Consider the following 24,832-nt stretch of genomic DNA (forward strand, 5'->3'; position numbering starts at 1 on the left):
ACATAAAATTATATCGATCGCAACTCACGATATATCAACGTTTCGACAAAGAATATCGCTTTACCAACAAATCACGACAATATTAGCCCCCCTCTCCTCTACTTTTATCAATATATTACAATCCCTTTTATGTTAAAATATAGGTAACACCCTTTAGTAAAATAGATCCAAAAAAGCTTTTCCATATTCAGCATTTACTACTTAAATGGCGGGAGTGGTTCAGTTGAAAGACTACTTAATTAGAGCATTTTTTGCGTTAATAACAGTTGGGATTCTCTTACTCATAGCTAATATTTTCAACATACGTGTCGAGGTTAAAGACTATGCTTTCCTCGTTGTTGTAGCTATTGGTGGCGGTTGGGGTGGCTGGTACCTGTATAAAAAACAAAGTAATCAAAATGATAAAGGCATTCCAAAATAATATGGAATGCCTTTTTTCTCTAATACATAATTAAGCTTAAACCACTAATAAAATCAGTCCCCAAAAACATCATACAACCCATATTCTATCGTAAATAAAAAGAATTCATTTTGAATATAGAAATAGTCCAAAATCTTGCATAACAGAGGTATGCCCCATTTGCCGCAACATTGTGGCTATATTCCCACGGTGATATGCTCCGTGGGTGACGACGTGTAGTATTGTTTCAGAAACCGTCGTATCCAGGAGCCCAGCATACGGATTATCAACCTCAAACACTTTTTCATAATCTTGTTGACTACTTAAATATTCTTTATATCGTTTAGATAATTCATAAAAACTAGTTTCCATTTCCTCAATATTTTTTGTTTCTAGCTGTTCTTTCAATTGGTCTGTGTGTACCATTGCATCACTCATACTTTTACCAGAAATAATCTCAAGCCAGGCTAAATCTGTGAGGTATATGTGAGACATTACTTTTGCCACCGAAGAAAAACCACTCTTAACTTCCTTATGGAAAATGTCTTGCGGTAGTTCTTTTAAGCGATTTAAAATAACTTCATTTGCCCATAAGTGGTAGTTATACATTTTTAATACAGAACGACCCATGCTCATTTCTCCTCCAAATTTCATTTTAATGATTAGATTATGATACATAGCTGCTTAAAAATCCCCAAAGGATTACATCTATAAAATTTATTCTGATTACGATTAAAAAAACCTCTATTAACTTCATAAAAAACATTCGCCATCTTCCACAATCTGACCCTTTAACGGAACAATTCTATGTCACTCAATAAATCCTTACTCACCGTTTATTCAGATGTTCTTTTTTAAGTCAGCAAAACATACCTCCATCTACTTCCCCTCTTCCAACGATTTCACATCTCGCTATCAATATATTTAACCAAATTAAAAACACATGTCTTTTTGCGATAAAAAGACATGTGTTTCCAAAATCCACTATAAAAATGTACTATGATAACTGCTTCCACTTTGTCCCCAAAACAGGACGCTCATAATTTTGTATTTCATGAATTAATTTATCTGCCGTCTCAGCTGAAACGATCAACTCTTTATTCGATGGGTTCATAAAGCCTTCTTCCGCTGCGCGATCAACCATTTGCAGAATTGGTCCGTAGAAGTCTTTAATATTTAATAAACCAACTGGCTTATCATGTATACCAATTTGTGACCAACATACAACTTCAAATAGCTCTTCAAATGTTCCGTATCCGCCTGGTAATGCAATGAAAGCATCCGCAAGCTCTGCCATTTTTGCTTTACGTTCGTGCATCGTTTCTACTTCAATTAATTCTGTTAATCCTGTATGAACGATTTCACCACGGAATAAACCACGCGGCATAACACCTGTTACACGTCCATCTAAACGAAGAACTTCGTTTGCTACTTCTCCCATTAATCCAACGCATGAACCGCCGTATACAAGCTCATAATCGTTCTCAACAAACATTTTCCCTAACTCTATTGCCTGCTCTTTAAATTCTGGTCTTCCCCCTAAATTTGAACCTGCAAACACACAAATCTTTCTCATTCCTACACCCCGAAGCTATATATTGTTATGATACAATGAGTATTGTACAACATATTGAAGGGATGAGGAAGAAATGGATATCGTCGCATTTCAAAGATGGGTGGAGGAATTTTACGAAAAACGAAGCTGGTCACAGTACAACTCCTTTATTCGCTTAAATTTCTTAACTGAGGAAGTTGGGGAAGTTTCACGCGTTGTTCGCGCAATTGAAATCGGTCGTGATCGCCCTGATGAACAAACGAAAACACAAGAAGAGCTAAAACAAGAACTAAAAGAAGAACTTGGTGATGTACTATCTAATCTTATTGTTCTTTCACAAAAATATGATTTGGATTTACAAGACATTATGGAAACACACGTCACAAAGCTTTCAAAAAGATTCGAAACATCTAAATGAGAACATTATCAATTGTGATATAATGTTCTTGTCAAAATAATAAGGGGGATTTTATGTTATCTAAAAAATTGCACGACGCACTAAATGAACAAATGAATTTTGAATTTTACTCTGCCCACGCTTATATGGCAATGGCTGCTTACTGTACAGCGGAAAGCTACGATGGATTCGCTAACTTTTTCCTTGTACAAGCTGAAGAAGAGCGTTTCCACGCAATGAAGCTTTACAACTACATTAATGACCGCGGCGAGCGCGCTATTATTACTGGATTTGATCATCCTAATAACGAATATGATTCTGTATTGAATGCTTTTGAAGTAGCACTTGAGCACGAGCGTGAAGTAACGAAGCGCATTTATCACTTATCTGATATCGCTTGGGATGAGCGTGAACACGCAACAATTACCTTCTTAAAATGGTTCGTTGACGAGCAAGTAGAAGAAGAAGCTTCATTTGATAGCATCATCCAAAAATTAAAACGTATTACAAGCGATTCAAACGCATTATTTATGCTAGATGCTGAATTAGAGAAACGTACATTTACGCCTCCAGCTGAGTAGTATTCCAATCACCTTAATGAATGTATTAAGGTGATTTTTTATTTTCTCTTTAGCTTAAAATCACCTTAAATTTCCTCATATTTGACATAGTGCCAACTATAAAATGGTATTATTTTCAATATAAAATGATATAAAAGGAGAGAAAAAATGAATCAACGTGTAGAAGTTGTTGATGCAATGCGTGGTTTTTCTTTATTTGGTATTTTACTTGTTAATATAACATTAATTCAATTCGGGTTCTTCGCTAATGAAAAACCATCCTATATATTTGGCGGACTCGATAAAGGTGCTAATTGGTTTATTCAATTTTTTGGCACACAAAATTTCATTTCTTTATTCTCTTTTTTATTTGGTCTTAGCATTATTTTGTTACAAAAAAGCATTGTCGCAAAAGGAAAAAAGTTTTCCCCTACATATTTACGTCGTATTCTTATTCTTTTACTACTAGGTTTTATTCACGGCGTGCTCATTTGGTCAGGGGATATTTTATTCTCATATGGCCTCATCGGGATTTTCTTACTGATGTTTATAAACAGAAAGCCAAAAACATTATTAATTTGGGCAACTATTCTACTCGCACTCCTTACACTTATGACTTATTCAACTGATCCAAATACAAATGTTACTGATTTTGCTCCTTATATTGAAAAAGAACATAAAGTTCATGAGACTGGAAGCTATATGGATCATGTCAACTTTAGGTTAACTGAAAATCCTTTCGAATATATAGGCATTGACGGTTTCTTCGGATTAACCTTTATAACACTTTTCACACTCATTTTCCTATCTCCACTCTTCTTAATCGGTATGTACGTAGGAAAAAAAGGATGGTTATTTGAGATTGATAAGCATATCTCTGCTGTCAAAAAGGTCTGGATTCTTACTGGTATTTTCTCTTTTACAATCAAAACTTCAGCTATGTTCGTTAAACATCCTATTTTACTTATGTTACAAGACGGCCTTACACCAGTAACCATGACCTTCTTTTACGGAAGCACAATTATTTTATTATTCCATTACAAAAAAGCAACCCGTCTACTAACATATATGGCCAATATGGGAAAAATGTCGGTTAGTAATTACTTAGCCCAGTCTATTATCACAACAACAATTTTTTACGCATACGGCTTTGGCTTATTCGGTAAAATAGGATATTTCTTCGGTATTCTTTTAACGATTGGAATCTATACAATTCAATTATTTGTTAGCACATATTGGCTGCGAAAATATCGAATGGGTCCTGTTGAGTATATATGGAGGCTTGGAACTTATTTGGAGAAACCACAATTTAAAAGAGACTTAGATAGAGCAAGTTAAATAAAAAAGCAATGAGCCTACGCTCATTGCTTTTCTTAATTTATTAAAGCATAACCCCAACGATAATCGCTGATAATATACTTACTAACGTTGCACCGTATACAAGTTTTAATCCGAATGAAGATACAACGTTTGCTTGTTTGCCATCGATACTCTTCGTTGCACCTGCGATAATTCCGATTGATGAGAAATTCGCAAATGATACAAGGAAGATAGATAAAATACCTACTGTACGAGCTGATAAATCACCAGCTACTTTTCCAAGGTCAAGCATTGCAACGAATTCGTTCGTTACTAATTTCGTTGCCATAATTTGTCCTGCCGTTAGCATCTCTGATGTTGGAATACCCATTACGAATGCTAATGGTGAGAAAACATATCCTAAAATGCTTTGGAATGTGATTCCGAAAATTGAATCGAATACACCGTTAATTGCTGTAATTAATGCTACGAAACCGATTAACATTGCCGCTACTGTTACAGCGATAGAGAAACCAAGCATAATATATTCGCCTAACATTTCAAAGAATGTTTGTTTTTTATCTTCTTGTAATTCTAAAATGTCGTCTTCTTCTTTTACGTCATACGGATTAATAATATGAATGATAATAAATCCACTAAATAAGTTTAGTACAAGTGCTGTTACTACATATTTTGGATCAATCATCTTCATATAAGAACCAACGATTGACATCGAAACTGTTGACATTGATGATGCACAAAGTGTGTATAAACGATTTTTCGGTAATTTGCTTAATTGATCTTTTACTGTAATAAATACTTCACCTTGGCCGACAATTGCCGCTGCTACTGCATTATATGATTCAAGTTTTCCTAAACCGTTAATTTTACTTAATACGAAACCGACTGCACGAATGATAATCGGTAAAACTTTAATATGTTGTAAGATTCCAATTAGTACTGCTAAGAAAATAATTGGTAATAATACCGTTAAGAAGAATGGTGCTTGTCCATCATTTGCTAGACCACCAAATACGAAATTAACCCCTGCTTCCGCAAATTTTAAAATAGCGCCAAATCCATCTGCAATCCCTTTTACTAATACAAATCCGACCTTTGTATTTAGTAAGAAATACGCAAGTACCAATTGAATGACAAGCATAAGTGCAATTGGTTTATATTTAATTTTCTTACGATCTGAACTGATAAGGAACCCTAGTACAAATACTACAAGTAAACCGACTAGAAACATTACGATTTTCATATGTGAATCCTCCACTTCTCCCACGAGTTATCGGTCGTATAACGTATAACGAATGACGTCTGACCATTGATGTTAAAAAAATTTAAAACCCCTAAATATTATTCAACTGTTTTCTAAAATCAGTAAGCGTTTACATAAATTGCAATTTATAAAAGGTAGCTTCTTCTCTCCTACCATACTTGAAAGTCTGAAATTGATACCACCTACAAATCAAATTGTAAGCGTTATCTAATCGAAATGCAATATAAATTTTAAAAGATTTTTATATGTTAATATATTCCTAACTAATTGGTTTTTTCATGCAAATTTACCATAAAAAATAGCCCTAGCTATAAGCTAGGGCCATCTTTGTTTATAACATAACACCAACGATAATCGCGGATAAAAGACTTACTAATGTCGCACCGTATACAAGTCGTAATCCGAATGATGAAACAACGTTTGATTGGTTTTCATCGATCCCTTTCGTTGCGCCTGCGATAATTCCGATAGATGAGAAGTTCGCGAATGATACAAGGAATACAGAAAGAATACCGACTGTACGAGCTGATAAATCACCAGCTACTTTTCCTAGATCAAGCATCGCAACAAACTCGTTTGATACTAATTTTGTTGCCATAATTTGTCCCGCTGTTACCATTTCTGCTTGCGGGATACCCATTACGAATGCTAATGGAGAGAAAATATATCCTAAAATAGCTTGGAATGTAATACCGAACACTGAATCAAACAAGCTATTGATTGCTGTAATTAATGCTACGAAACCAAGTAACATTGCTGCTACCGTAATCGCAATCGTGAAACCAAGCATAATATATTCGCTTAACATTTCAAAGAATGACTGTTTTTTCTTATTTTCTAACTTCAGTGTATCTTCTTCTTCTGTAATATCGTACGGGTTAATAATATGAATGATAATGAAACCACTAAATAAATTTAATACAAGTGCTGTTACTACATATTTTGGTTCAATCATTTTCATATAAGAACCAACGATCGACATCGATACTGTCGACATGGAAGATGCACATAGTGTATATAAACGATGTTTTGGGATTTTACTTAATTGATCTTTTACTGTAATAAATACTTCTGCTTGCCCAACAATTGCGGCCGCTACTGCATTATATGATTCTAATTTTCCTAAACCATTTACTTTACTTAGCATAGTACCAATAGCACGAATAAATATCGGTAAAATTTTAAAGTGTTGCAGAATTCCGATTAACACTGCAAAGAATACGATTGGTAATAAAGCTGTTAAGAAGAATGAAACCTCTCCTTTATTAACAAGGCCACCAAATACGAAAACGATTCCAGATTCCGCGTATCCAAGAAGCGCTCCAAATCCATCTGAAATTCCTTTTACTAAAATATAACCAATTGGCGTATTTAATAAGAAATACGTTAACGCTAGCTGAATAACAAGCATAATTGCGATTGGTTTATACTTAATCTTCTTACGATCAGAACTTATAAGAAAGCCGAGTACGAATACAACTAGTAGTCCTACAAGAAACATAACAAACTTCATTAATAAAATCCTCCATTTAACTCTTCATTAACGTTGAACGTCTGACTACTCAAAACAAGGAATAATCCGAACTTTCCATTTCTCCTCCAAAACCTTCAATCGGATATGAAAAACCATAAAATCTCTTGTCTCAAAGCCATTTTCCATTCTAACACAAATTATAACTCACATCCGCACTTTTATTAAAAAAATACATTTTATTATAAAACACTCATTAATGTTCGTATTTTCTCTCTTCCTTTAGTTTATCACCATAAAAAAAACGAGCATCAAATTTCTCTGATGCTCGTTCCTTTTTATTATACAGCTTTTTCTTTATCTGCTACTGCTGGCTTGTCCCAGCACTCTGTATTGTTTAAACCAGGAATAGACTCCGCATAAAAGACTGGATCTTTTCCTTGTTTCTTTTGTTTTACGTAATCTGATAATGCCGCGAAAGCATACTTAGAAAGGAATACAATCGCCACTAAGTTAATAATAGCCATGATACCCATGAATAAATCTGCTAAGTCCCAAACAATTTGAATTGTTGCTACAGAACCTAACATAACCATACCAAGTACCGCGATTCGATAAACATTTAGTAAAACTTTACTTCCATTTAAAAACTCAATATTTGTTTCACCATAGTAGTAGTTACCTACTAATGAACTAAATGCAAACAAGAAGATTGCAACTGCTACAAATATAGAAGCCCACGGTCCGATATGTTGACTTAATGCTTGTTGCGTTAATTGAATTCCGTTTAAATCAGCCGCTCCAGGCACATCTGATAATAAAATGATAAATGCTGTACAACTACAAATTAATAATGTATCTGTAAATACCCCTAAAGTTTGAATGAAACCTTGTTTAACTGGGTGCGTTACGTTTGCAGTCGCAGCTGCGTTTGGCGCACTACCCATACCTGCTTCATTTGAGAATAATCCACGTTTTACCCCTAGTAAAATCGCAGCTCCTAATCCCCCGCCCACTACTTCTTTAATTCCGAAAGCATGTAAGAAAATTTCTTTAAATACATATGGAATTGCCGTAATGTTTGTTACAACAACGAATAATGCCACTGCTACATATATAATTGCCATTACTGGAACAATCATTTCAACCGCACGTGCAATACGTTTTACTCCGCCGAAGATAATGATTGCAAGTAAACCAGCCATAAACAGACCTACAAACTTACCATCTGTGTTAAATGCTCCATCAAAAGCCGCCGCTACTGTGTTTGACTGCACGGCGTTGAAAATTAATCCGAAACTAACTGTTATTAGAACAGAGAAGACAACTCCTAGCCAGCGTTTCTTTAAACCCTTTTCCATATAATACGCTGGACCACCACGGAACGCATTCCCATCTTTTACTTTATAAATTTGCGCTAATGTGCTCTCTACAAATGCAGAAGCACCCCCAATTACCGCGATTAACCACATCCAAAATACCGCTCCTGGTCCACCTGCTGAGATTGCGATAGCTACACCAGCTAAGTTACCAGTACCTACACGAGAAGCTGTACTCATACAAAATGCTTGGAATGACGATACACCACTTTTTTCTTTTTGCGCTTTTCTTGTTTTTGAACTTGCTCCATCCCCAAGTAAACGAATCATTTCTCCAAAGTAACGTATTTGAACAAACTTTACTCGGAAAGAAAAATAAAGCCCAAGTCCAATTAGCATTGCAATAATAATATATGACCATAGAACATTATTCATATCCCCAATAACACTAGTTAAAAAATCCATCATTGCGTTCCCCCTCTTCATAACACTAAGAAGATTATATTCTAAAAACTTTTAACAATCAAGAATTTTCGACAAAGAATGTAAGGTTTTATAACATGAAGATGTTAACAATTATAACATCCATATTTTTTATAAAAATTATATTAATCATCTTTTAGCCTTAATATCATTAATTACAACAAAAAAACGAGCATCGAATTCATCTCGATGCTCGCCTTTTTATTATACTGCTTTTTCTTTATCTGTTACCGCCGGCTTATCCCAACACTCTGTGTTCGTTAAACCAGGAATAGAATCTGCACTGAATACCGGATCTTTTCCTTGTTTCTTTTGTTTCACATAGTCCGCCAACGCAGCATACGCAAATCGGCCAAGAAGTGTAATCGCAATTAAGTTTGTGATTACCATTAGACCCATAAATAAGTCTGCCATATTCCATACAACTTGAAGCGTCGCAATAGAACCGAATAATACCATTCCCACTACCGCAATACGGTAAATCGTTAACCAAGTTTTACTTTGCTTAATAAACTCAATATTCGTTTCACCATAATAGTAGTTTCCTAGAAGTGAACTGAAAGCAAATAAGAAAATGATAATCGCTAAGAAGCTACTTGCCCATGGGCCAATTTGTGAACTTAATGCATTTTGCGTTAATTCAATACCTTCTAAATTTGTTGCTTTATATGCACCAGAACATAGTACGATAAACGCTGTTGATGTACATACTAAGAACGTATCTACTAAAACACCGATTGTTTGAATAAATCCTTGTTTAGCTGGATGCGTTACATCAGCTGTTGCAGCCGCGTTTGGCGCACTACCCATACCTGCTTCATTCGCAAATAATCCGCGCTGAATACCAAACTTCATTGCAGCACCGATACCGCCACCTACAGCTGAATCTAAACCAAATGCCCCTTTAAAGATTTCTGTAAACATATCCGGTATTAAATAATAATTTTTAATAACGACGAAAATTGCTACTGCAATATAAATAAGCGCCATTGGCGGAACGATCATTTCAGACATACGCGCAATACTTTTTACACCACCAAAAATAATAACCGCAACTAATACCGCTAACACAATCCCAACAACGTAACGCTCAATACCAAAAGCATTTTTAAATGCTAATGTAACTGTATTTGCTTGTACGGAGTTGAAAATTAATCCGTAAGTAATTGTAATTAGAATAGAGAACCAAATTCCCATCCAACGTTTATTTAAACCTTTTTCCATATAATAAGCAGGACCACCACGGAAGCCACTGCCATCTTTTACTTTATAAATTTGCGCAAGCGTACTTTCTACGAAACTTGAAGACGCCCCAATAATCGCAATAACCCACATCCAAAATACAGCTCCTGGTCCTCCCATAGAAATAGCTAGCGCTACACCAGCTAAGTTCCCGATACCAATACGAGCTGCTGAACTCATACAAAATGCTTGGAATGACGATACACTTCCCTTTTTACGTGTCTTTCCAGTTAAGCCATCACTCATTAATCGAATCATTTCCCCTAAATGAGTAAGTTGTACGAATTTCAATTTAATAGAAAAATAAAGCCCTAAACCAATTAACATTGCAATAAGAATATATGACCAAAGAATTGTATTCGTTGATGAAACGAATTGTTCTAAAATATTCATACAATTAACCCCTCCTTTTCTCCATAAATCGAATTATATTCAAAAAATATTCAAAAATCAACATTTTTCGACAATTTATAACTTCCAAATATTAGGATTCACCTTACGAATACAATGCTCTTTTCTGAATCTACTTTCATCAGGTGCACATACTAAAATAAAAAATAATTTCATAAACAACACCATTGACAAAAACGCACACCTGTAACTATAATGATTACATCAAGTTGTAACAAACCTAATTACACTAAATTCATTTATTTTTAGATATACACTTTAATAAAGAAACTTGGAGGGAATCATTATGAAAATTGGAATTATCGGAGCAAGCGGAAAAGCAGGAAGTCGTATTTTAAAAGAAGCATTAGATCGCGGACATGAAGTAACTGCCATCGTAAGAAGCGCTGCAAAAATTACAGAAAAAAATGTAAAGATTTTAGAGAAAGATGTATTCACGCTTACATCTAACGACCTACAAGCATTCGATGTAGTTGTAAATGCATTCGGTGCTCCAGCCGGACAAGAACACCTTCACGTAGATGCAGGAAACGTACTTATCGAAGCTATGAAAGGTGCACCTAATACAAAATTACTTGTTGTTGGCGGCGCTGGTAGCTTATTTGTAGACGAAGAGAAAACAACACGTGTATTTGATACACCAGGATTCCCAAATGAATATCTTGCAACAGCTCAAAACCAAGGTAAAAACTTAGAAATCCTAAATCAAACAAATGATATTACTTGGACATTCATTAGCCCTTCTGCACTATTTGCATTAGGAAAACGCACAGGCTCTTATACAGCTGGAAAAGACAATCTTCTTGTTAACTCAAAAGGTGATAGCTACGTAAGTTACGAAGACTTCGCAGTTGCAGCACTTGATGAAATCGAAAATCCAAAACACGTAAACGAACGCTTCACAGTTGTTTCTGAAGCTGAGTAATAGAAAAAGCTCGTAAACATAATGTTTACGAGCTTTTTTATCATCTGTTATATTGATTCGGTTTATGTGGTTCATTTGGTGTATAGGGTTTATTCGGTTTATTATCATGACCATTTGCTTTTTTCCAACTTACCGCCAACTCTGGACTTGTTTTTTCTTCACTACGCTCAAGTAACACAACCGCATTTTGAATCGTTGGTGTTCCTTTATGAGCAATTCCTTGTAATTTCGTTAAATTTCCTGATACTTTAAAGCTAAATCCACCCGCTGGTGTTTGTTTCGGAATTAAAATGCGGAATTTCTCTCCTACATTAAATTCAGTTTTCGCTTCGCCTTTTTCATTTACAAATTTCGCGCCTTCTGGAGCACCTGTTGCTTGCACCTTATACGTTCCACTTTTCGCGTTTGTTTCCACTGTATATAATCCTGTTTCAAAGAAATCATTTTTCAATACTGCTTGTTGTTCTTCTGATGGTACTACACTCATCGTAATTTCTTGTAGTTCTTCACTAGCGTTTGCTTTCGCAACGATATCTTTCGTTACTTTTTCTACATTTTTATTACGGAAATCTAAATCGTTAATATCAATTTGTTTTAACGCATTCCACACCGCAAGCTGCGTTGCGTAATGTGCCTCTCTCCAATCGGAAACGCCTAAGTCTTGTGGACTCTTCTGCGGATACCCGTTTAATAGTACACGGTATACGTTAATATCTACTTTACCCATTTCAGGTAAGTCTTGGCCGCTCGGAGATTTCAAATCCACATTTAAGCAAAATGCAATTTTTCCATCTGCCGTTTTAATAAGCTCTGTTCGAATTGGTTTCTTCTTTGACCTACTATAGCTCCAATCCATTTCATACTTCGTATGATCCATAACTTCTGCGAATGCTTTTTGAAGCGGGAATAATAAGTTCGCAAATACAAATAAAACACTCAAAAAAGCGGCCATTATCTTGAACGATCGTTTTATATTCATGTCTACAACCCCTTATAAAATAACAAATTTACTACTGTTTATTATTTAGTTAGAAACTTTTTTTATGCATAAGTAAAACAAAAAAGAGTGCAAACTGTTTGCACTCTTTCTTCCACTATAAGTTTAGAAATCAAAGTTATCAGGATCTGGACCGACGCGGTGGTCTTGATTTAAAGCATCAATCTTTTCCATGTCTTCTTTTGTTAATTCAAAATCAAATATACTTGCATTCGCAATAATACGCTGTTCTTTCGTTGATTTCGGAATCGTTACAACTTCATTTTGAAGATCCCAACGTAAAATAATCTGCGCTGTTGTTTTACCGTACTTATCAGCAACTTCTTGTAAAGTTTCGTTATCTAATAATTGACCTTGCATAAGTGGTGACCATGCTTCCATTTGAATACCTTGTTCTTTACAGAAAGCTTGTAATTCTTTTTGTGTTAAACGAGGGTGGTATTCTACTTGGTTAATCATCGGTTTAATTTCTGCATCTTTCATCACATCTTGTAGGTGATGGATTTGGAAATTACTTACACCAATTGCACGCGCGCGCCCCTCTTTGTAAAGTGTTTCTAACGCTCTCCAAGAATCTTTATATTTCCCTTCTACAGGCCAGTGAACAAGATATAGATCTAAATAATCTAGTTCTAATTTTTTTAAGCTCTCTTCGTATGCAGCAAGTGTCGTTTCATATCCTTGATCTGCGTTCCACACTTTTGAAGTAATGAATAAATCTTCTCGAGAAATTCCTGCTTCTTTTATACCAGCGCGAATGCCTTCTCCAACTGCTTTTTCATTTCCATAAATCGCAGCTGTATCAATGCTACGGTATCCTTCTTTAATGGCTACTTTCACAGCCTCTACAAGTTCCGGTCCATCTTCTACTTTAAATACACCTAAACCGAACCAAGGCATTTCCACACCGTTATGCAATGTTGTTTTACTTTGTAAATTTTTCATTATATTTTTCTCTCCTTTATTTTGCTTGATCTCTTTTTTCTAAGTTCATACTCCAAGCTGTTAAAATAACAGCGCCTACTACCATAATGCCGCCTACCCAAGCTGTATGAATTAATCCTAACGAGTTCGTTACAATACCGCCCAAATAAGCCCCAAGAGCAATTCCTGCGTTAAATGCTGCAATATTCATTGCTGATGCGATATCAACGGCACTCGGCACGAAACGCTCAGCCAATATAACGACATACACTTGTAGTCCTGGAACATTCATAAACGCGAATAGCCCCATAAAAATAATTGTGATAAGCCCCGCTACTTGAAACGGCGCTGTAAATGTTAGTACGAATAATACAATTGCTTGAATAAAGAACATGTAAAATAGTGCACGAATTGGATTATGATTCGATAATTTTCCGCCGACCATATTCCCAATCGCAATTGCAATCCCGTACACTAACAAAATGATTGTAACGGTACTCGATTTAAATCCTGTTACTTCTTGTAATAGCGGAGATAAATACGTAAATGTTACGAATGTTCCTCCGTATCCTAATGCAGTAATGACGAAAACAAGTAAGAGTCTTCCGTTCGTGATAAGCTTGAATTGATCACGAAATGATACTCGTGTACCCTTTTTTAAGTTAGACGGAATTAACATGCTGTTTGCGACTAAGGCAACAATTCCAATGACCACAATCACCATAAAAGATGCTCTCCAGCCAAATTGTTGACCAATAAACGTTCCAATTGGTACACCTGTAATCGTCGCAACGGTTAAACCAGTAAACATAAATGCTATTGCACTAGCACGTTTATTCTCTGGTACAAGTGCAGCCGCAATTGTGGATCCGATCGACATAAAAACGCCATGTGCAAACGCAGAGACAACCCTCGCGATAAGTAACACAGTAAAACTTGTTGCTACCGCTGCAATCCCATTACCGATAATAAAGACAATCATAATCCACATTAATAATGTTTTTCGCGACATACTAGCAGTTAGCGAAGTTAAAACAGGAGCACCGAATGCTACTCCTAACGCGTATAAAGAAACGGTTAAGCCCGCTGTTGTAACAGAAACATGTAAATCTTCCGAAATAGATGGTAATAAACCGACACTAATAAACTCGGTTGTACCAATTCCAAATGCACTAATTGCTAGCGCTAATAAAGCAAACATACTTCTTCGATTCGTCTGAACAGCCGAAGATGATACTGCATATGAATTCAATTGAACTCCTCCTTAATGCGAGAAATCCAATCATAATAGTGTGATAAAAAGGCCTTTTTATCTTCTACAAAAATAACTTTACTGCTGATAAATGCTATTATGAATGGCTTCACTCTTTTTTTGAAGAACGCACTTTAAAGTACGATAGGTACCAAAAAGTAACATAGGCACTTTTTAGTACCGTACTACTCATTTCCCTCTTACGTATGCTATTATGGAACATATTCAACATGATAAAAAGTACGTACTTTAAAGTGCTATAGGTACTTTTTAGTAACATTTAAATTATTTGGCTTCTTTTGTTGGAGAACTGAAATCTACATTCATCAAAGGAGATTTTTATATGAAGAAATATAATATTCCCGTTGAAGCGACTTTAGAGGTTATCGGCGGAAAATGGAAAGTCGTTATTCTTTGCCACTTAACGAAAGGTACAAAGAGAACGAGTGAATTAAAACGTCTCATGCCTGGTATTACACAAAAGATGTTAACACAGCAATTACGCGAATTAGAAGAAGACGGAGTTATTCAAAGAAAGGTATACAATCAAGTACCACCGAAAGTAGAATATTCTCTTACAGACTACGGTTGGTCTTTAGAATCCATTCTTGATTCTCTTTGTACTTGGGGCGAATGCCACCTTGAAAAAAGCGGTAACACATCAATGCTAATTACAGAAGGTGAACAATAAAAAAAGGAAAAAATGAACATAAATTTGTCCATTTCCTCCTTTTCTTCTTTATATATATGTACATTTTTAAGATAGATAAAATAATTTATGCGCTTTCATGCCTTGTCAGTACTAGGTTACAGAATCAATATCAAATAATTAGGAATCATTTTTATGTTAACATACGTGTATATAGTATATAATATAGGATATATATTATATACACTTTCCGATAAGGGAACTTTCCATTATGCGGACAAGCCATGTATCGGACAGTTCATAAATAATAGGTAGGACATTATGGTTTTGGATTTATGATTTCAGCTTACTTGCTGTCATAAATTTAAAGGCATTTTATTGTGCTTTGTGAAACTTTGTATAAAGTTTCATAAGCGTTTACTATCTTACCTATAAAAAATAAGAGTATTGCTATCGTAAAGGAGAATTGGAGATGCCAGAAACTATGACTCAAACAAAGCCAGAACAAGAAACTGTACAAATTTCTGCTAGCCAAGGACAACTTGATGTACTTGATCAGTTGTTAAAACCTGAGGTACAAGAATCATTAACAACACTAGTGGAACAGCTTCCAAAATTAACTGAGCTTGTTAACATTTTAACTAAGTCTTATGACTTCGCTCAAACTGTTGCTACTGATGAAGTATTAAAAAGCGACACTGTTAGTGCAATCACAGAGCTTGTAGAACCTGTAAAAGATACAGTGAAAAGCATGGCTGCAACTGCTATCGAAGCGAAAGATCGTGCTGATGAAAGCAACGAAGTTATCGGCCTGTTCGGTCTATTAAAATTACTAAAAGACCCACAAGCACAAAAAATGTTCCGCTTTGTGAACGCATACCTTCAAATTAGTGCAGAACGTAACAATAAATAATTTAACTTATAACAACAATTAGTAAAGACGGGGGATATCATACTATGTCAAAACAAATTGTCATCTTAGGCGCTGGTTATGGCGGTCTTCTTGCCGCTTTAAACGTACGTAAATATTACAGCAAATCAGAAGCACAAGTTACAGTGATTAACCAATACCCAACGCACCAAATCATCACTGAACTACACCGCCTTGCAGCTGGTAACGTTGCTGAGCAAGCAATTGCAATGCCACTTACAAAGCTTTTCAAAGGTAAAGACATCGATCTTAAAATTGCAACAGTTGAGTCATTCTCAGTTGATAGCAAAGAAATCAAACTAGCTGGTGGCACTACGCTATCTTACGATGCACTTGTAGTTGCTTTAGGAAGTAAAACTGCTTACTTCGGTATTCCAGGACTAGAAGAAAACAGCATGGTATTAAAATCTGCTGCTGATGCAAACAAAATCTACAAACACGTTGAAGACCGTATTCGTGAATACGCTAAAACGAAAAACGAAGCTGATGCTACAATCGTAATCGGTGGTGGCGGATTAACTGGCGTTGAGCTAGTTGGTGAGCTTGCTGACATTATGCCTAAACTTGCAAAAAGCCACGGCGTAAATCCAAAAGAAGTTAAACTTCTTCTTGTTGAAGCAGGTCCAAAAATCCTTCCAGTATTACCAGACCACTTAATCGAACGTGCAACTGCTAGCTTAGAAGCACGCGGTGTTACATTCTTAACAGGTCTTCCTGTAACAAACGTTGCTGGTAATGAAATCGACTTAAAAGACGGTCAAAAAATCGTTGCTAACACATTCGTTTGGACAGGTGGCGTACAAGGTAACCCATTAATTGGTGAATCAGGTCTTGAAGTAAACCGCGGTCGTGCAACTGTTGATGCACATCTACAATCTACTTCTCACAAAGACGTATTCGTTGCTGGAGACAGCGCTGTTGTCTTCTCTCCAGACGGTCGTCCATACCCACCAACTGCACAAATCGCTTGGCAAATGGGTGAGTTAATTGGATACAACTTATACGCAGCACTAGAAGGCAAAGCATTCGAAGAGTTCGCACCTATCAACTCTGGAACACTTGCTAGTCTAGGACGTAAAGATGCTGTTGCTACAATCGGAGCAAGCAATACTCCGCTTAAAGGTTTACCAGCATCATTAATGAAAGAAGCAAGTAACGTTCGTTACTTATCACACATTAAAGGTCTATTCAGCTTAGCATACTAATCTGAATATAAGCCCGAATCATGCCCTGCATGGTTCGGGCTATTTTTATCCCGCTATTTGCGGGCTGATAATCAGTGGGGATGAACAAAATCCCCCACTGATTAAAGTTTCACTTTATCCGTAATTTTCTCTAACTTATTTATTCGGCAAAAGAATAATATAACCTCTTTAATTATCAAAATATACTGACTTTTTTATGTCAAAATTGTGTATATGAAAAGAGCGGAAGTAGATATCTTCCCTACTTCCGCTCTTTCACAAGAACTATTCTCCTAATTCCACTAAGCTGTAGTTCTTCTTCCCTTTACGAATAATGATGAATCGTCCATCAAATGAATTTTCTACAGTAACATCCCTACTGACATCCGTTACTTTTTCACCATTCATAGATATAGCCCCATTATTAATATCTTCACGCGCTTGACGTCTAGAAGGTTCAATTCCTAAATCAACTAGCCACTCTACGATATTTTTCGTCTCTTTTGAAGATTGGAATGTCGGCATCTCTTTAAAGCCTTGTTCAATTTCATCAGCTGTTAACGACTTAATATCTCCGCTAAATAACGCTGCTGTAATTTTCACTGCCTGTAAAAATGCTTCTTCTCCATGAACGAATTTCGTCATTTCTTCCGCTAATACTTTTTGTGCTTCACGTTTATGAGGCTCTGTTTCTACCTTCGCTGCTAATTCATCAATTCGCTCTTTCGTTAAGAACGTAAAGTATTTCAAGTATTTAATTACATCACGGTCATCTGTATTCACCCAGAACTGGTAAAATTCAAACGGTGTTGTCTTTTCCGGATCAAGCCAAATAGCACCACCTGCTGATTTACCAAACTTCGTACCATCTGATTTTAATAATAATGGAATCGTTAATCCGAATACTTTCGCTTCATGACCTTCTAACTTACGAATTAAATCTAAACCACTCGTAATATTTCCCCATTGATCACTACCACCAATTTGCAATTGAACATCTTCTTTTGTGTATAAATGATGAAAATCCATCGCTTGCAAGATTTGGTACGTGAATTCTGTGAAAGAAATCCCTGTATCTAAACGACTTGCGACAATATCTTTCGCTAACATGCTATTTATGCTAAAGTTTTTTCCGTAATCACGTAAAAACTCGATAATGTTTATTTTATGTGTCCAGTCATAGTTATTTACCATCTTCACTTCGCTATTCCCGCCAAAGTCAAATAGCTTTTTCATTTGCGCTGTTAACGCATCTACATTATGCTGCACCACTTCTAAAGTTTGCAGTTGACGCTCTGATTGACGTCCACTTGGATCACCAATTGTTCCTGTTGCCCCGCCAATTAAAATAACCGGATGATGGCCAGCTAATTGAAATCTTTTCATCATCATGAACGGAATCAAATGTCCGATATGCATACTATCACCAGTCGGATCAACTCCGCAGTATAGTGAAATCTTTTTCTCTTCTACTAACTTACGTAAACCTTCTTCATCAGTCTGCTGATTCACAGCACCGCGCCATTCTAATTCATCAATAATATTCATCTTTTGTCATCCCCTTTATTTTTTTGAAAACAAAAAAGCCCCTATGTCTACAATAGACATAGGGACGATTATTCACCGTGTTACCACCCAGTTTGCATAAATAGCATAGCTATTCATACCACTCTTAGCAATAATATCGATTGCTAGTCCGCTTAGCGTTACCTAAGATACTCCAGAGTGTAATTCACAAGTTTGTTTGTGCTAGGTTCCAGCAACCCCTAGCTCTCTTTAATAACAGTGACAAACTGCTACTGGGCTCTTTCAACGTATATTTTATTTGTTAAATTATTAGCCATTATATTGAATCCAAATCAAATTGTCAACAATACCCAAATGTTATTTCGAAATAATTCATACTTTTATACGTTTTTTATTCAAAGATTACTGTAGATCTTCTCCAATAATCCTTACTTCTCTCTCTAATTTCACACCGAATTTTTCTTCAACAGTTGTTTGTACGAAATGAATTAAATCGATATAATCTTGTGCAGTTCCGTTATCAACATTCACCATAAATCCAGCGTGTTTTAAAGAAACTTCAACTCCGCCAATTCGCTTACCTTGCAGTCCTGATTCTTGAATAAGCTTACCCGCAAAATTATTTGGTGGACGCTTAAATACACTGCCACATGAAGGATACTCTAAAGGTTGTTTTGATTCACGCTTATACGTTAAATCATCCATCTTTTCCTTAATCTCTTCACGCACACCTTCTTCAAGTTCAAACCTCGCTTCAAGAATAATGTAATGATTGTTCGCAAATACACTCTTACGATATCCAAATTCAAATGCATCTTTCGTTAAAGTACGTAGCTCTCCATCACCTGTCATTACGACAGCTTCTGTTAGCACATATGCAACCTCACCGCCATATGCACCAGCATTCATATATAACGCTCCGCCAACTGAACCTGGTATACCACAAGCAAACTCAAGTCCTGTTAAACAGTGATCTAATGCAATTCGTGACACATCAATAATTGCTGCACCACACCCCGCAACAATCGCTGTCCCTGTTACAGTAACATTTGTAATATGAATTAAACTTACTGTAATCCCGCGCAGACCACCGTCTTTAATAATAACATTAGAGCCGTTTCCTAAAAACGTAACTGGAATATTGTATTGATTCGCATACTTTATAACTTCTTGAATTTCATCATAATTCGTAGGAGAAACGAACACATCCGCTTTCCCGCCCACTTTAATATGCGTATGATTCTTTAACATTTCATCTTGCTTCACATGACCTTCAGGCAATACTGTACTTAAATATTTATAAACCTCGTGCATATTCATTTTACGATTCCTCTATTTCTATAATCTTTTTATCCCGCTATATACGGGTCCATAATATCCCCACATAAAAATGCATTACAAAACAACAGCTAACGTGGTGAATACAGTGTACATAAAGCACACCTATAAACCTCTTAAATTATAAGAGGTTCCACTCATATTAAAATATATATCGCATAATAAAGCAACCCAAATGGGCTACTAAACTTGACATGTAACCATATAGACAACAATTTGTAAAATATATAGGCTTTTCAAAGTAATACCCTTCAATATCTTACTATACCATACGAAAGAAAAGTGGTATTTTTTTGTAATCTTTACTTTATTTTCATCAATAAAAAAGAGCACATCCCACAGAATGTGCCCTTTCTATACTTTTTAACTTATTTTTCGTTCTCTTCTTTTTCCTTATCAAACCATAATAGCTCATCGTCATCAACTTCACCATTATAATTGATTAGAATCTCTTCTCCCGCTTTTATATCTTTGTAAGCAAAGAAGTTAAACGTATGATTCTCGAAGACAATATCATACGTTGCATTCGGATTATATGCATGATTAAATAACATGCCGTATCCTAACAGGAATGCCGTATGATTTACCCCATACTCAAATGCGTAGTCAGCAAGTAACGTTTTCTCAATGTGTTCATGCTGTTCATTCGGATAAGAGATAACTGGTGCTGAGTGTATCAACTCACCCTTTTTAATATCACGAGTTGCAAATACACCTCTATTAAATTCTCCATCACTAAGTTCAGAAGTCTTAACTTCAATCATATGCGTCACCTATATATTTCTTTCTTCGAAGTATTTTTCTCCTTAAGCTTGGCAGAAAATGCGGAGAAAAGCAATTAAATTCCTACCAAGTGGTCTTTTTCATCGATATTACTTTTCTAAAATATCTTCTAGCAACTTCACTTGCTCGCTAACAGTATGTAACGTCTTCACCGATGTATCATTTCGATGCTTTTCTTCTTCAACACTCGCTAACACTTCTTCCGTAGCTGCAGAAGTTTGTTGAATTACGTTAGAAGCATGTGTAACGTCCTTTACGATATTCGTCGTTTTAGCTTGGAAACTTTCTTGATGACCAACAATCTCCCTCATTACATCATTAATCGCATCAATAAACTTCCCTAAATCCGTTACATTCGTCAAAACACTTGCTAACATTTCGTTACATTCTTCTTGTACTCTTTCTGACTTCTCTACCTGCACTTCTACTTTACTTGCTTGATTACTAAACTCCTTCAAAATCCCTTGAATTCTCCCCGCAGAACGATTCGATTCTTCAGCAAGCTTTAATACTTCATTCGCTACAATAGCAAAACCTTTTCCATGCTCGCCTGCCCTTGCAGCTTCAATATTTGCATTTAAAGCTAGCAAACTCGTCTGACTTGAAATATTCGTGATTACATCTACAATTTCATTAATTTGTTTCGATTGTGTCATTAATTCTCTAAATATCGTTCCTGATTGTGAAACAACATCATTTAAACTTCTCATGTTAGCTTCAAAATTTCTTAAAGTATTTACACTACCCTTTGAGATTTCCAAACTTTTATCAACACGCATCGACGCATTTCTTACTTGAGAGATGATTTGGTCAATATTTCCCTCCATATCATTCAATACTTCTACTGAACGTGACATCATCTCTGATTGCGATTGAGTTCCCACTGCTACTTCTTCAAAAGCAAAGTTAATTTCACTCATTGACTCCATCGATGTATTCATATTTTGTCTTAAATGATTGAAATTACTATCTAACTTCACAACAGTTTCCTCAATAAGCCTTTGCGTTTCTTCTAACTCCTGAGCTTTCTTCATCACCGCTTGCTTCTCATCCCTTAAACGAGCCAAAAGATTAGAACCAATCTTTGTGACACCCCACATAGCGATCGTTACAATCGCTAACAAGCTTGCGAAATTTGCAGCTTCAGATGACGCTGTATACGCAAAAAATTGATTTGGCCAATAACTACAAAGTATAAATGTAACAACAACTGCTACCCCGCCAAGAATTAAAATAAGACGTTCACTCAAATAAATAAGTGAAACCGCTAATGTAAAATAGACCATTTGAAATACAGCTGGGCTTTCATTAAATGCTTGTACCATAATGAAAGACATAATAAGTAGCATACATGTCATGATGTATTTATACATTGCTTCCATACTTTCTATAAAAGTAAGCAGCGTTCCAAATACTACGATAGAAATACCACACATCCAAAATGCTATTGCTCTCTCTGTAAAAATATATCCGTAATACCCAATCGCTATTATCCCAAGGAAGAAACTACACATCGTGATAAATAGCAATAAATGATTTTTCTGTGATTCTTTCTCAAGGTTAGAAAAACAAGTTCTCTTTAACCACTCCATATATGAAGCCCCACCTTCTACTCATACGTATCGATTACTTCAGCTTGAATACCGCACTCACTGGGTTATGATCGCTATTTTCAAACTTCAAATCTTTCCCTTGTACATTTACAATTTCAACATTCGGTGAAACGATAAAGCCATCAATAATCGTGACGAAATTTTCACCTTCCACATATTTCTTCACATCATCTCTCACAGTCATAACAGACGGATCTACAGCCCACTTAAAGCCACCATCAGTAAAGTCCTTTGGTAACTCTACTAACCACTCAGGACGCTCTTTCACGAACTTCGGATCACTTAACTGAGCGTTAGAAATTAATTGATTCCAGTCTCCGCCCATTATTACATAATCACCATTTTTATAATGCTTGTTCATATATTCTTTTAAATACTCCACTTGCTGCTTTCTAATTTTTCCGCCTTCATCATAAGCAGACAAATGTAAATTTACGAGTCTAACAAATTTCCCATTATTAACAGGAATTTTATGTTCAACAATCGCTCGGTCTAAATCAAATAAACGCTTTGGCCACGGCTCCATTCCAGGAAGCTGAAATCTCTTCGCTGTTTGAACCGTATATTTAGAAAATGTACTTAATCCAGCTTCAGCATATCCCATTGGACTTGTGATTGGTACAGGAACCCATTTTGTATCATAGTTCTTTCCGAACGAAGAAGCATAATCAGGTAGTCCTTTTTTCAAAAATTCATGCCCATTTACATCAAATGATCGCATTGATTTTATATCTATTTCTTGTAATAGCGCAAAATCACTATTCTCATTTTGTAAAAACGAAAGCATATTCTTTAAGTTAGTTTCCGTTTGTTCTTTACTACTTGAACCAGATCCTTTTCCCCCATCCATAAAGAAGTCTTGATCCTTATCTAGTCCAGCATATCCAATATTAAATGTTGTAACTTTAAATTCATTTCCATGCGCAATTACGCGCTCCTTATTGTTTTCCACCTTCAAGCTTATAACATCAGCCGGCTGTTCTTTTGTAAGTGTCATATAAGCTAAAAACCCACCTACAACTCCCACACCTACTAAAATACATATAAGTACTATTTTTAATAACTTTTTCAAACAAACGACTCCTTTTCTAAAACATACGATTTTACTTTTCTTTATTTTCAGTTAAATAAAAAAATGACAGACATACGAAATATTTTATCACACTGAAAACCTTATATCACTATATTTAGTTTATGAGTAAGGATTCCTTATCTTAAACTATTATATAAATACAAAATGCACCAACTTCTCCACTGGAAATTAAACGCAATGTTTAGTACACTATATGTAATAATCATAGGTGATGGAGTTCGCCATAACCGCTGCTTAGCTAATGACTCCTACCAGTATAACTACTGGTAGGAGTCTATTTTTTTGAGCAAGCTATTTAAAGAGGTGAGAAAATTGATTTATATTATCGTTGGCATCGCTGGCATATTAGGAGCCCTTTCCCGCTATTATTTAGGTCTTACTATTCATACATTTTGGCATCATTCTTTTCCATTAGCTACATTACTCATTAACTTAGCCGGCTGCTTCTTATTAGCATGGCTAACTACGTATATCGCCCGGCTAAACATCTTACCTTCAGAGGTTATCACAGGCATCGGGACTGGATTCATCGGTTCCTTTACGACGTTTTCAACATTTAGTGTAGAAACTGTGCAATTAATCAATCATTCTGAATGGAGCACGGCTTTCTTATATGTATCATGTAGCATACTTGGCGGCCTCATTATGTCTGGACTTGGCTATACACTTGGGGATTTCTTAATTAAGAAACATCTTACGGAAGGTGATTACTCATGATGGGAGCTTTATTAGTCGCAACAGGAGGGTTTTTCGGTGCGATTACACGATTTGCAATTAGCAATTGGTTTAAAAAAAGAAATAAAACACCCTTTCCAATTGCTACATTCCTTATTAATATAACAGGAGCATTTTTACTCGGGTATATAATTGGCAATGGAGTCTCTACAGAATGGCAATTATTATTAGGAACTGGATTTATGGGCGCATTCACCACATTTTCGACACTTAAATTAGAGTCCATTCAGCTTCTCAATCGCAAAAAAATTTACACATTCCTTTTATATTTAAGTACTACTTACATAATTGGTATCCTATTCGCATTCCTTGGAATGAAGCTCGGTGGAATATAAAAAAGCGACTCTATTGAGTCGCTTTCTTTCATAAGAAGTATGTCCCGCCATATGGAATGGAAAATAAAGTGAAGGCTAATAATCAGTGGGGGTTTTGTTCTTACCCACTGATTATTAGCCTTCA

24 protein-coding genes, 1 riboswitch and 1 other annotated feature are annotated in these 24,832 nt (G+C 35.8%); of the genes, 10 read left to right on the forward strand and 14 right to left on the reverse strand.

The features are described from left to right. Positions 1 to 223 precede the first annotated feature (223 nt). The gene (locus NSQ08_RS24020) at positions 224 to 421 is read left to right on the forward strand and encodes a hypothetical protein (protein WP_000656312.1); all 198 of its coding nucleotides are present in this window, start codon (positions 224 to 226) and stop codon (positions 419 to 421) included. Positions 422 to 526: 105 nt separating this feature from the next. Here the strand turns inward: NSQ08_RS24020 and NSQ08_RS24025 are convergent, their stop codons facing one another. Both NSQ08_RS24025 and NSQ08_RS24030 read right to left on the reverse strand, forming a co-directional pair. After that, positions 527 to 1,030, reverse strand: coding sequence for a DinB family protein (locus NSQ08_RS24025; RefSeq protein ID WP_044439270.1), 504 nt, complete (start codon positions 1,028 to 1,030; stop codon positions 527 to 529). A gap of 367 nt (positions 1,031 to 1,397) precedes the next feature. Next, complete coding sequence (locus NSQ08_RS24030) at positions 1,398 to 1,976, reverse strand: LOG family protein (RefSeq protein ID WP_445686450.1); 579 nt, start codon at positions 1,974 to 1,976, stop codon at positions 1,398 to 1,400. A gap of 73 nt (positions 1,977 to 2,049) precedes the next feature. Between NSQ08_RS24030 and NSQ08_RS24035 the strand changes: the two genes are divergently transcribed. From NSQ08_RS24035 to NSQ08_RS24045, 3 genes are all read left to right on the forward strand, one after another. Beyond that, a complete protein-coding gene (locus tag NSQ08_RS24035; RefSeq protein WP_002089472.1) occupies positions 2,050 to 2,373 on the forward strand; it encodes a MazG nucleotide pyrophosphohydrolase domain-containing protein in 324 nt (107 codons plus the stop codon). Positions 2,374 to 2,426: 53 nt separating this feature from the next. After that, complete coding sequence (locus tag NSQ08_RS24040; protein WP_002034655.1) at positions 2,427 to 2,933, forward strand: ferritin; 507 nt, start codon at positions 2,427 to 2,429, stop codon at positions 2,931 to 2,933. Between the two features lie 147 nt (positions 2,934 to 3,080). Beyond that, positions 3,081 to 4,250 carry a DUF418 domain-containing protein gene (locus NSQ08_RS24045; protein WP_340779279.1) on the forward strand — a complete coding sequence of 390 codons (1,170 nt, stop codon included), beginning with the start codon at positions 3,081 to 3,083 and terminating at the stop codon, positions 4,248 to 4,250. Positions 4,251 to 4,293: 43 nt separating this feature from the next. On the opposite strand, the gene NSQ08_RS24050 is transcribed toward NSQ08_RS24045, so the two are convergent. The 4 genes from NSQ08_RS24050 to NSQ08_RS24065 form a co-directional block, all read right to left on the reverse strand. After that, positions 4,294 to 5,475: a NupC/NupG family nucleoside CNT transporter gene (locus tag NSQ08_RS24050; protein ID WP_061690049.1), complete on the reverse strand. Its 1,182-nt coding sequence runs from the start codon at positions 5,473 to 5,475 to the stop codon at positions 4,294 to 4,296. 352 nt (positions 5,476 to 5,827) lie between these two features. Continuing rightward, a complete protein-coding gene (locus tag NSQ08_RS24055; protein WP_002089478.1) occupies positions 5,828 to 7,009 on the reverse strand; it encodes a NupC/NupG family nucleoside CNT transporter in 1,182 nt (393 codons plus the stop codon). A 299-nt stretch (positions 7,010 to 7,308) separates the two neighbouring features. Next, the gene (locus NSQ08_RS24060; protein ID WP_340780244.1) at positions 7,309 to 8,751 is read right to left on the reverse strand and encodes an alanine/glycine:cation symporter family protein; all 1,443 of its coding nucleotides are present in this window, start codon (positions 8,749 to 8,751) and stop codon (positions 7,309 to 7,311) included. A gap of 222 nt (positions 8,752 to 8,973) precedes the next feature. Further along, positions 8,974 to 10,404: an alanine/glycine:cation symporter family protein gene (locus NSQ08_RS24065; RefSeq protein WP_340779283.1), complete on the reverse strand. Its 1,431-nt coding sequence runs from the start codon at positions 10,402 to 10,404 to the stop codon at positions 8,974 to 8,976. Between the two features lie 304 nt (positions 10,405 to 10,708). Between NSQ08_RS24065 and NSQ08_RS24070 the strand changes: the two genes are divergently transcribed. Beyond that, entirely contained in the window at positions 10,709 to 11,347 is a 639-nt protein-coding gene (locus NSQ08_RS24070) for an NAD(P)-dependent oxidoreductase (RefSeq protein ID WP_193652115.1), read from the forward strand. Between the two features lie 40 nt (positions 11,348 to 11,387). Here NSQ08_RS24070 and NSQ08_RS24075 read toward each other — a convergent pair whose 3' ends face one another. The 3 genes from NSQ08_RS24075 to NSQ08_RS24085 all read right to left on the reverse strand — a co-directional run bounded on the left by NSQ08_RS24075 (position 11,388) and on the right by NSQ08_RS24085 (position 14,469). Next, positions 11,388 to 12,326: a thioester domain-containing protein gene (locus NSQ08_RS24075; RefSeq protein WP_199662739.1), complete on the reverse strand. Its 939-nt coding sequence runs from the start codon at positions 12,324 to 12,326 to the stop codon at positions 11,388 to 11,390. A gap of 123 nt (positions 12,327 to 12,449) precedes the next feature. Beyond that, entirely contained in the window at positions 12,450 to 13,289 is an 840-nt protein-coding gene (locus tag NSQ08_RS24080) for an aldo/keto reductase (RefSeq protein WP_412675510.1), read from the reverse strand. A gap of 16 nt (positions 13,290 to 13,305) precedes the next feature. Then, positions 13,306 to 14,469: an MFS transporter gene (locus NSQ08_RS24085; protein ID WP_328068539.1), complete on the reverse strand. Its 1,164-nt coding sequence runs from the start codon at positions 14,467 to 14,469 to the stop codon at positions 13,306 to 13,308. Positions 14,470 to 14,863: 394 nt separating this feature from the next. On the opposite strand from NSQ08_RS24085, the gene NSQ08_RS24090 reads away from it, so the two are divergent. From NSQ08_RS24090 to NSQ08_RS24100, 3 genes are all read left to right on the forward strand, one after another. Next, entirely contained in the window at positions 14,864 to 15,211 is a 348-nt protein-coding gene (locus tag NSQ08_RS24090) for a winged helix-turn-helix transcriptional regulator (protein ID WP_000760478.1), read from the forward strand. A 430-nt stretch (positions 15,212 to 15,641) separates the two neighbouring features. Then, entirely contained in the window at positions 15,642 to 16,082 is a 441-nt protein-coding gene (locus tag NSQ08_RS24095; protein ID WP_002016003.1) for a DUF1641 domain-containing protein, read from the forward strand. Between the two features lie 44 nt (positions 16,083 to 16,126). Next, on the forward strand, positions 16,127 to 17,305 hold the full coding sequence (locus tag NSQ08_RS24100; RefSeq protein WP_002016002.1) for an NAD(P)/FAD-dependent oxidoreductase: 1,179 nt from the start codon (positions 16,127 to 16,129) through the stop codon (positions 17,303 to 17,305). Between the two features lie 264 nt (positions 17,306 to 17,569). Here NSQ08_RS24100 and tyrS read toward each other — a convergent pair whose 3' ends face one another. From tyrS to NSQ08_RS24125, 5 genes are all read right to left on the reverse strand, one after another. Continuing rightward, positions 17,570 to 18,832 carry a tyrosine--tRNA ligase gene (tyrS, locus tag NSQ08_RS24105; RefSeq protein ID WP_012261963.1) on the reverse strand — a complete coding sequence of 421 codons (1,263 nt, stop codon included), beginning with the start codon at positions 18,830 to 18,832 and terminating at the stop codon, positions 17,570 to 17,572. Positions 18,833 to 18,889: 57 nt separating this feature from the next. Further along, positions 18,890 to 19,106, reverse strand: a binding site (T-box leader). A gap of 107 nt (positions 19,107 to 19,213) precedes the next feature. After that, on the reverse strand, positions 19,214 to 20,131 hold the full coding sequence (murB, locus tag NSQ08_RS24110; protein WP_002016019.1) for a UDP-N-acetylmuramate dehydrogenase: 918 nt from the start codon (positions 20,129 to 20,131) through the stop codon (positions 19,214 to 19,216). Between the two features lie 386 nt (positions 20,132 to 20,517). Beyond that, a complete protein-coding gene (locus tag NSQ08_RS24115; RefSeq protein ID WP_000573650.1) occupies positions 20,518 to 20,913 on the reverse strand; it encodes an SET domain-containing protein in 396 nt (131 codons plus the stop codon). A 108-nt stretch (positions 20,914 to 21,021) separates the two neighbouring features. Beyond that, positions 21,022 to 22,524 (reverse strand): DUF4077 domain-containing protein, encoded by a 1,503-nt coding sequence (locus NSQ08_RS24120; protein WP_002034679.1) that lies wholly within the window; start codon positions 22,522 to 22,524, stop codon positions 21,022 to 21,024. A gap of 34 nt (positions 22,525 to 22,558) precedes the next feature. Next, on the reverse strand, positions 22,559 to 23,617 hold the full coding sequence (locus tag NSQ08_RS24125) for an endonuclease/exonuclease/phosphatase family protein (RefSeq protein ID WP_002034680.1): 1,059 nt from the start codon (positions 23,615 to 23,617) through the stop codon (positions 22,559 to 22,561). Between the two features lie 219 nt (positions 23,618 to 23,836). Next, positions 23,837 to 23,896: riboswitch (Fluoride riboswitch) on the forward strand. 54 nt (positions 23,897 to 23,950) lie between these two features. Between NSQ08_RS24125 and crcB (NSQ08_RS24130) the strand changes: the two genes are divergently transcribed. After that, on the forward strand, positions 23,951 to 24,355 hold the full coding sequence (gene crcB / locus NSQ08_RS24130) for a fluoride efflux transporter CrcB (protein WP_174411853.1): 405 nt from the start codon (positions 23,951 to 23,953) through the stop codon (positions 24,353 to 24,355). Then, positions 24,352 to 24,708, forward strand: a complete 357-nt coding sequence (gene crcB, locus NSQ08_RS24135; protein ID WP_012261966.1) for a fluoride efflux transporter CrcB — start codon at positions 24,352 to 24,354, stop codon at positions 24,706 to 24,708. The genes crcB (NSQ08_RS24130) and crcB (NSQ08_RS24135) overlap by 4 nt, the downstream gene beginning before the upstream one ends. The last annotated feature ends 124 nt before the right edge of the window (positions 24,709 to 24,832 follow it).

Origin of the sequence: Bacillus sp. FSL E2-8887 (genome assembly GCF_038007205.1) — a bacterium.
Taxonomy (GTDB): Bacteria; Bacillota; Bacilli; order Bacillales; family Bacillaceae_G; genus Bacillus_A; species Bacillus_A mycoides.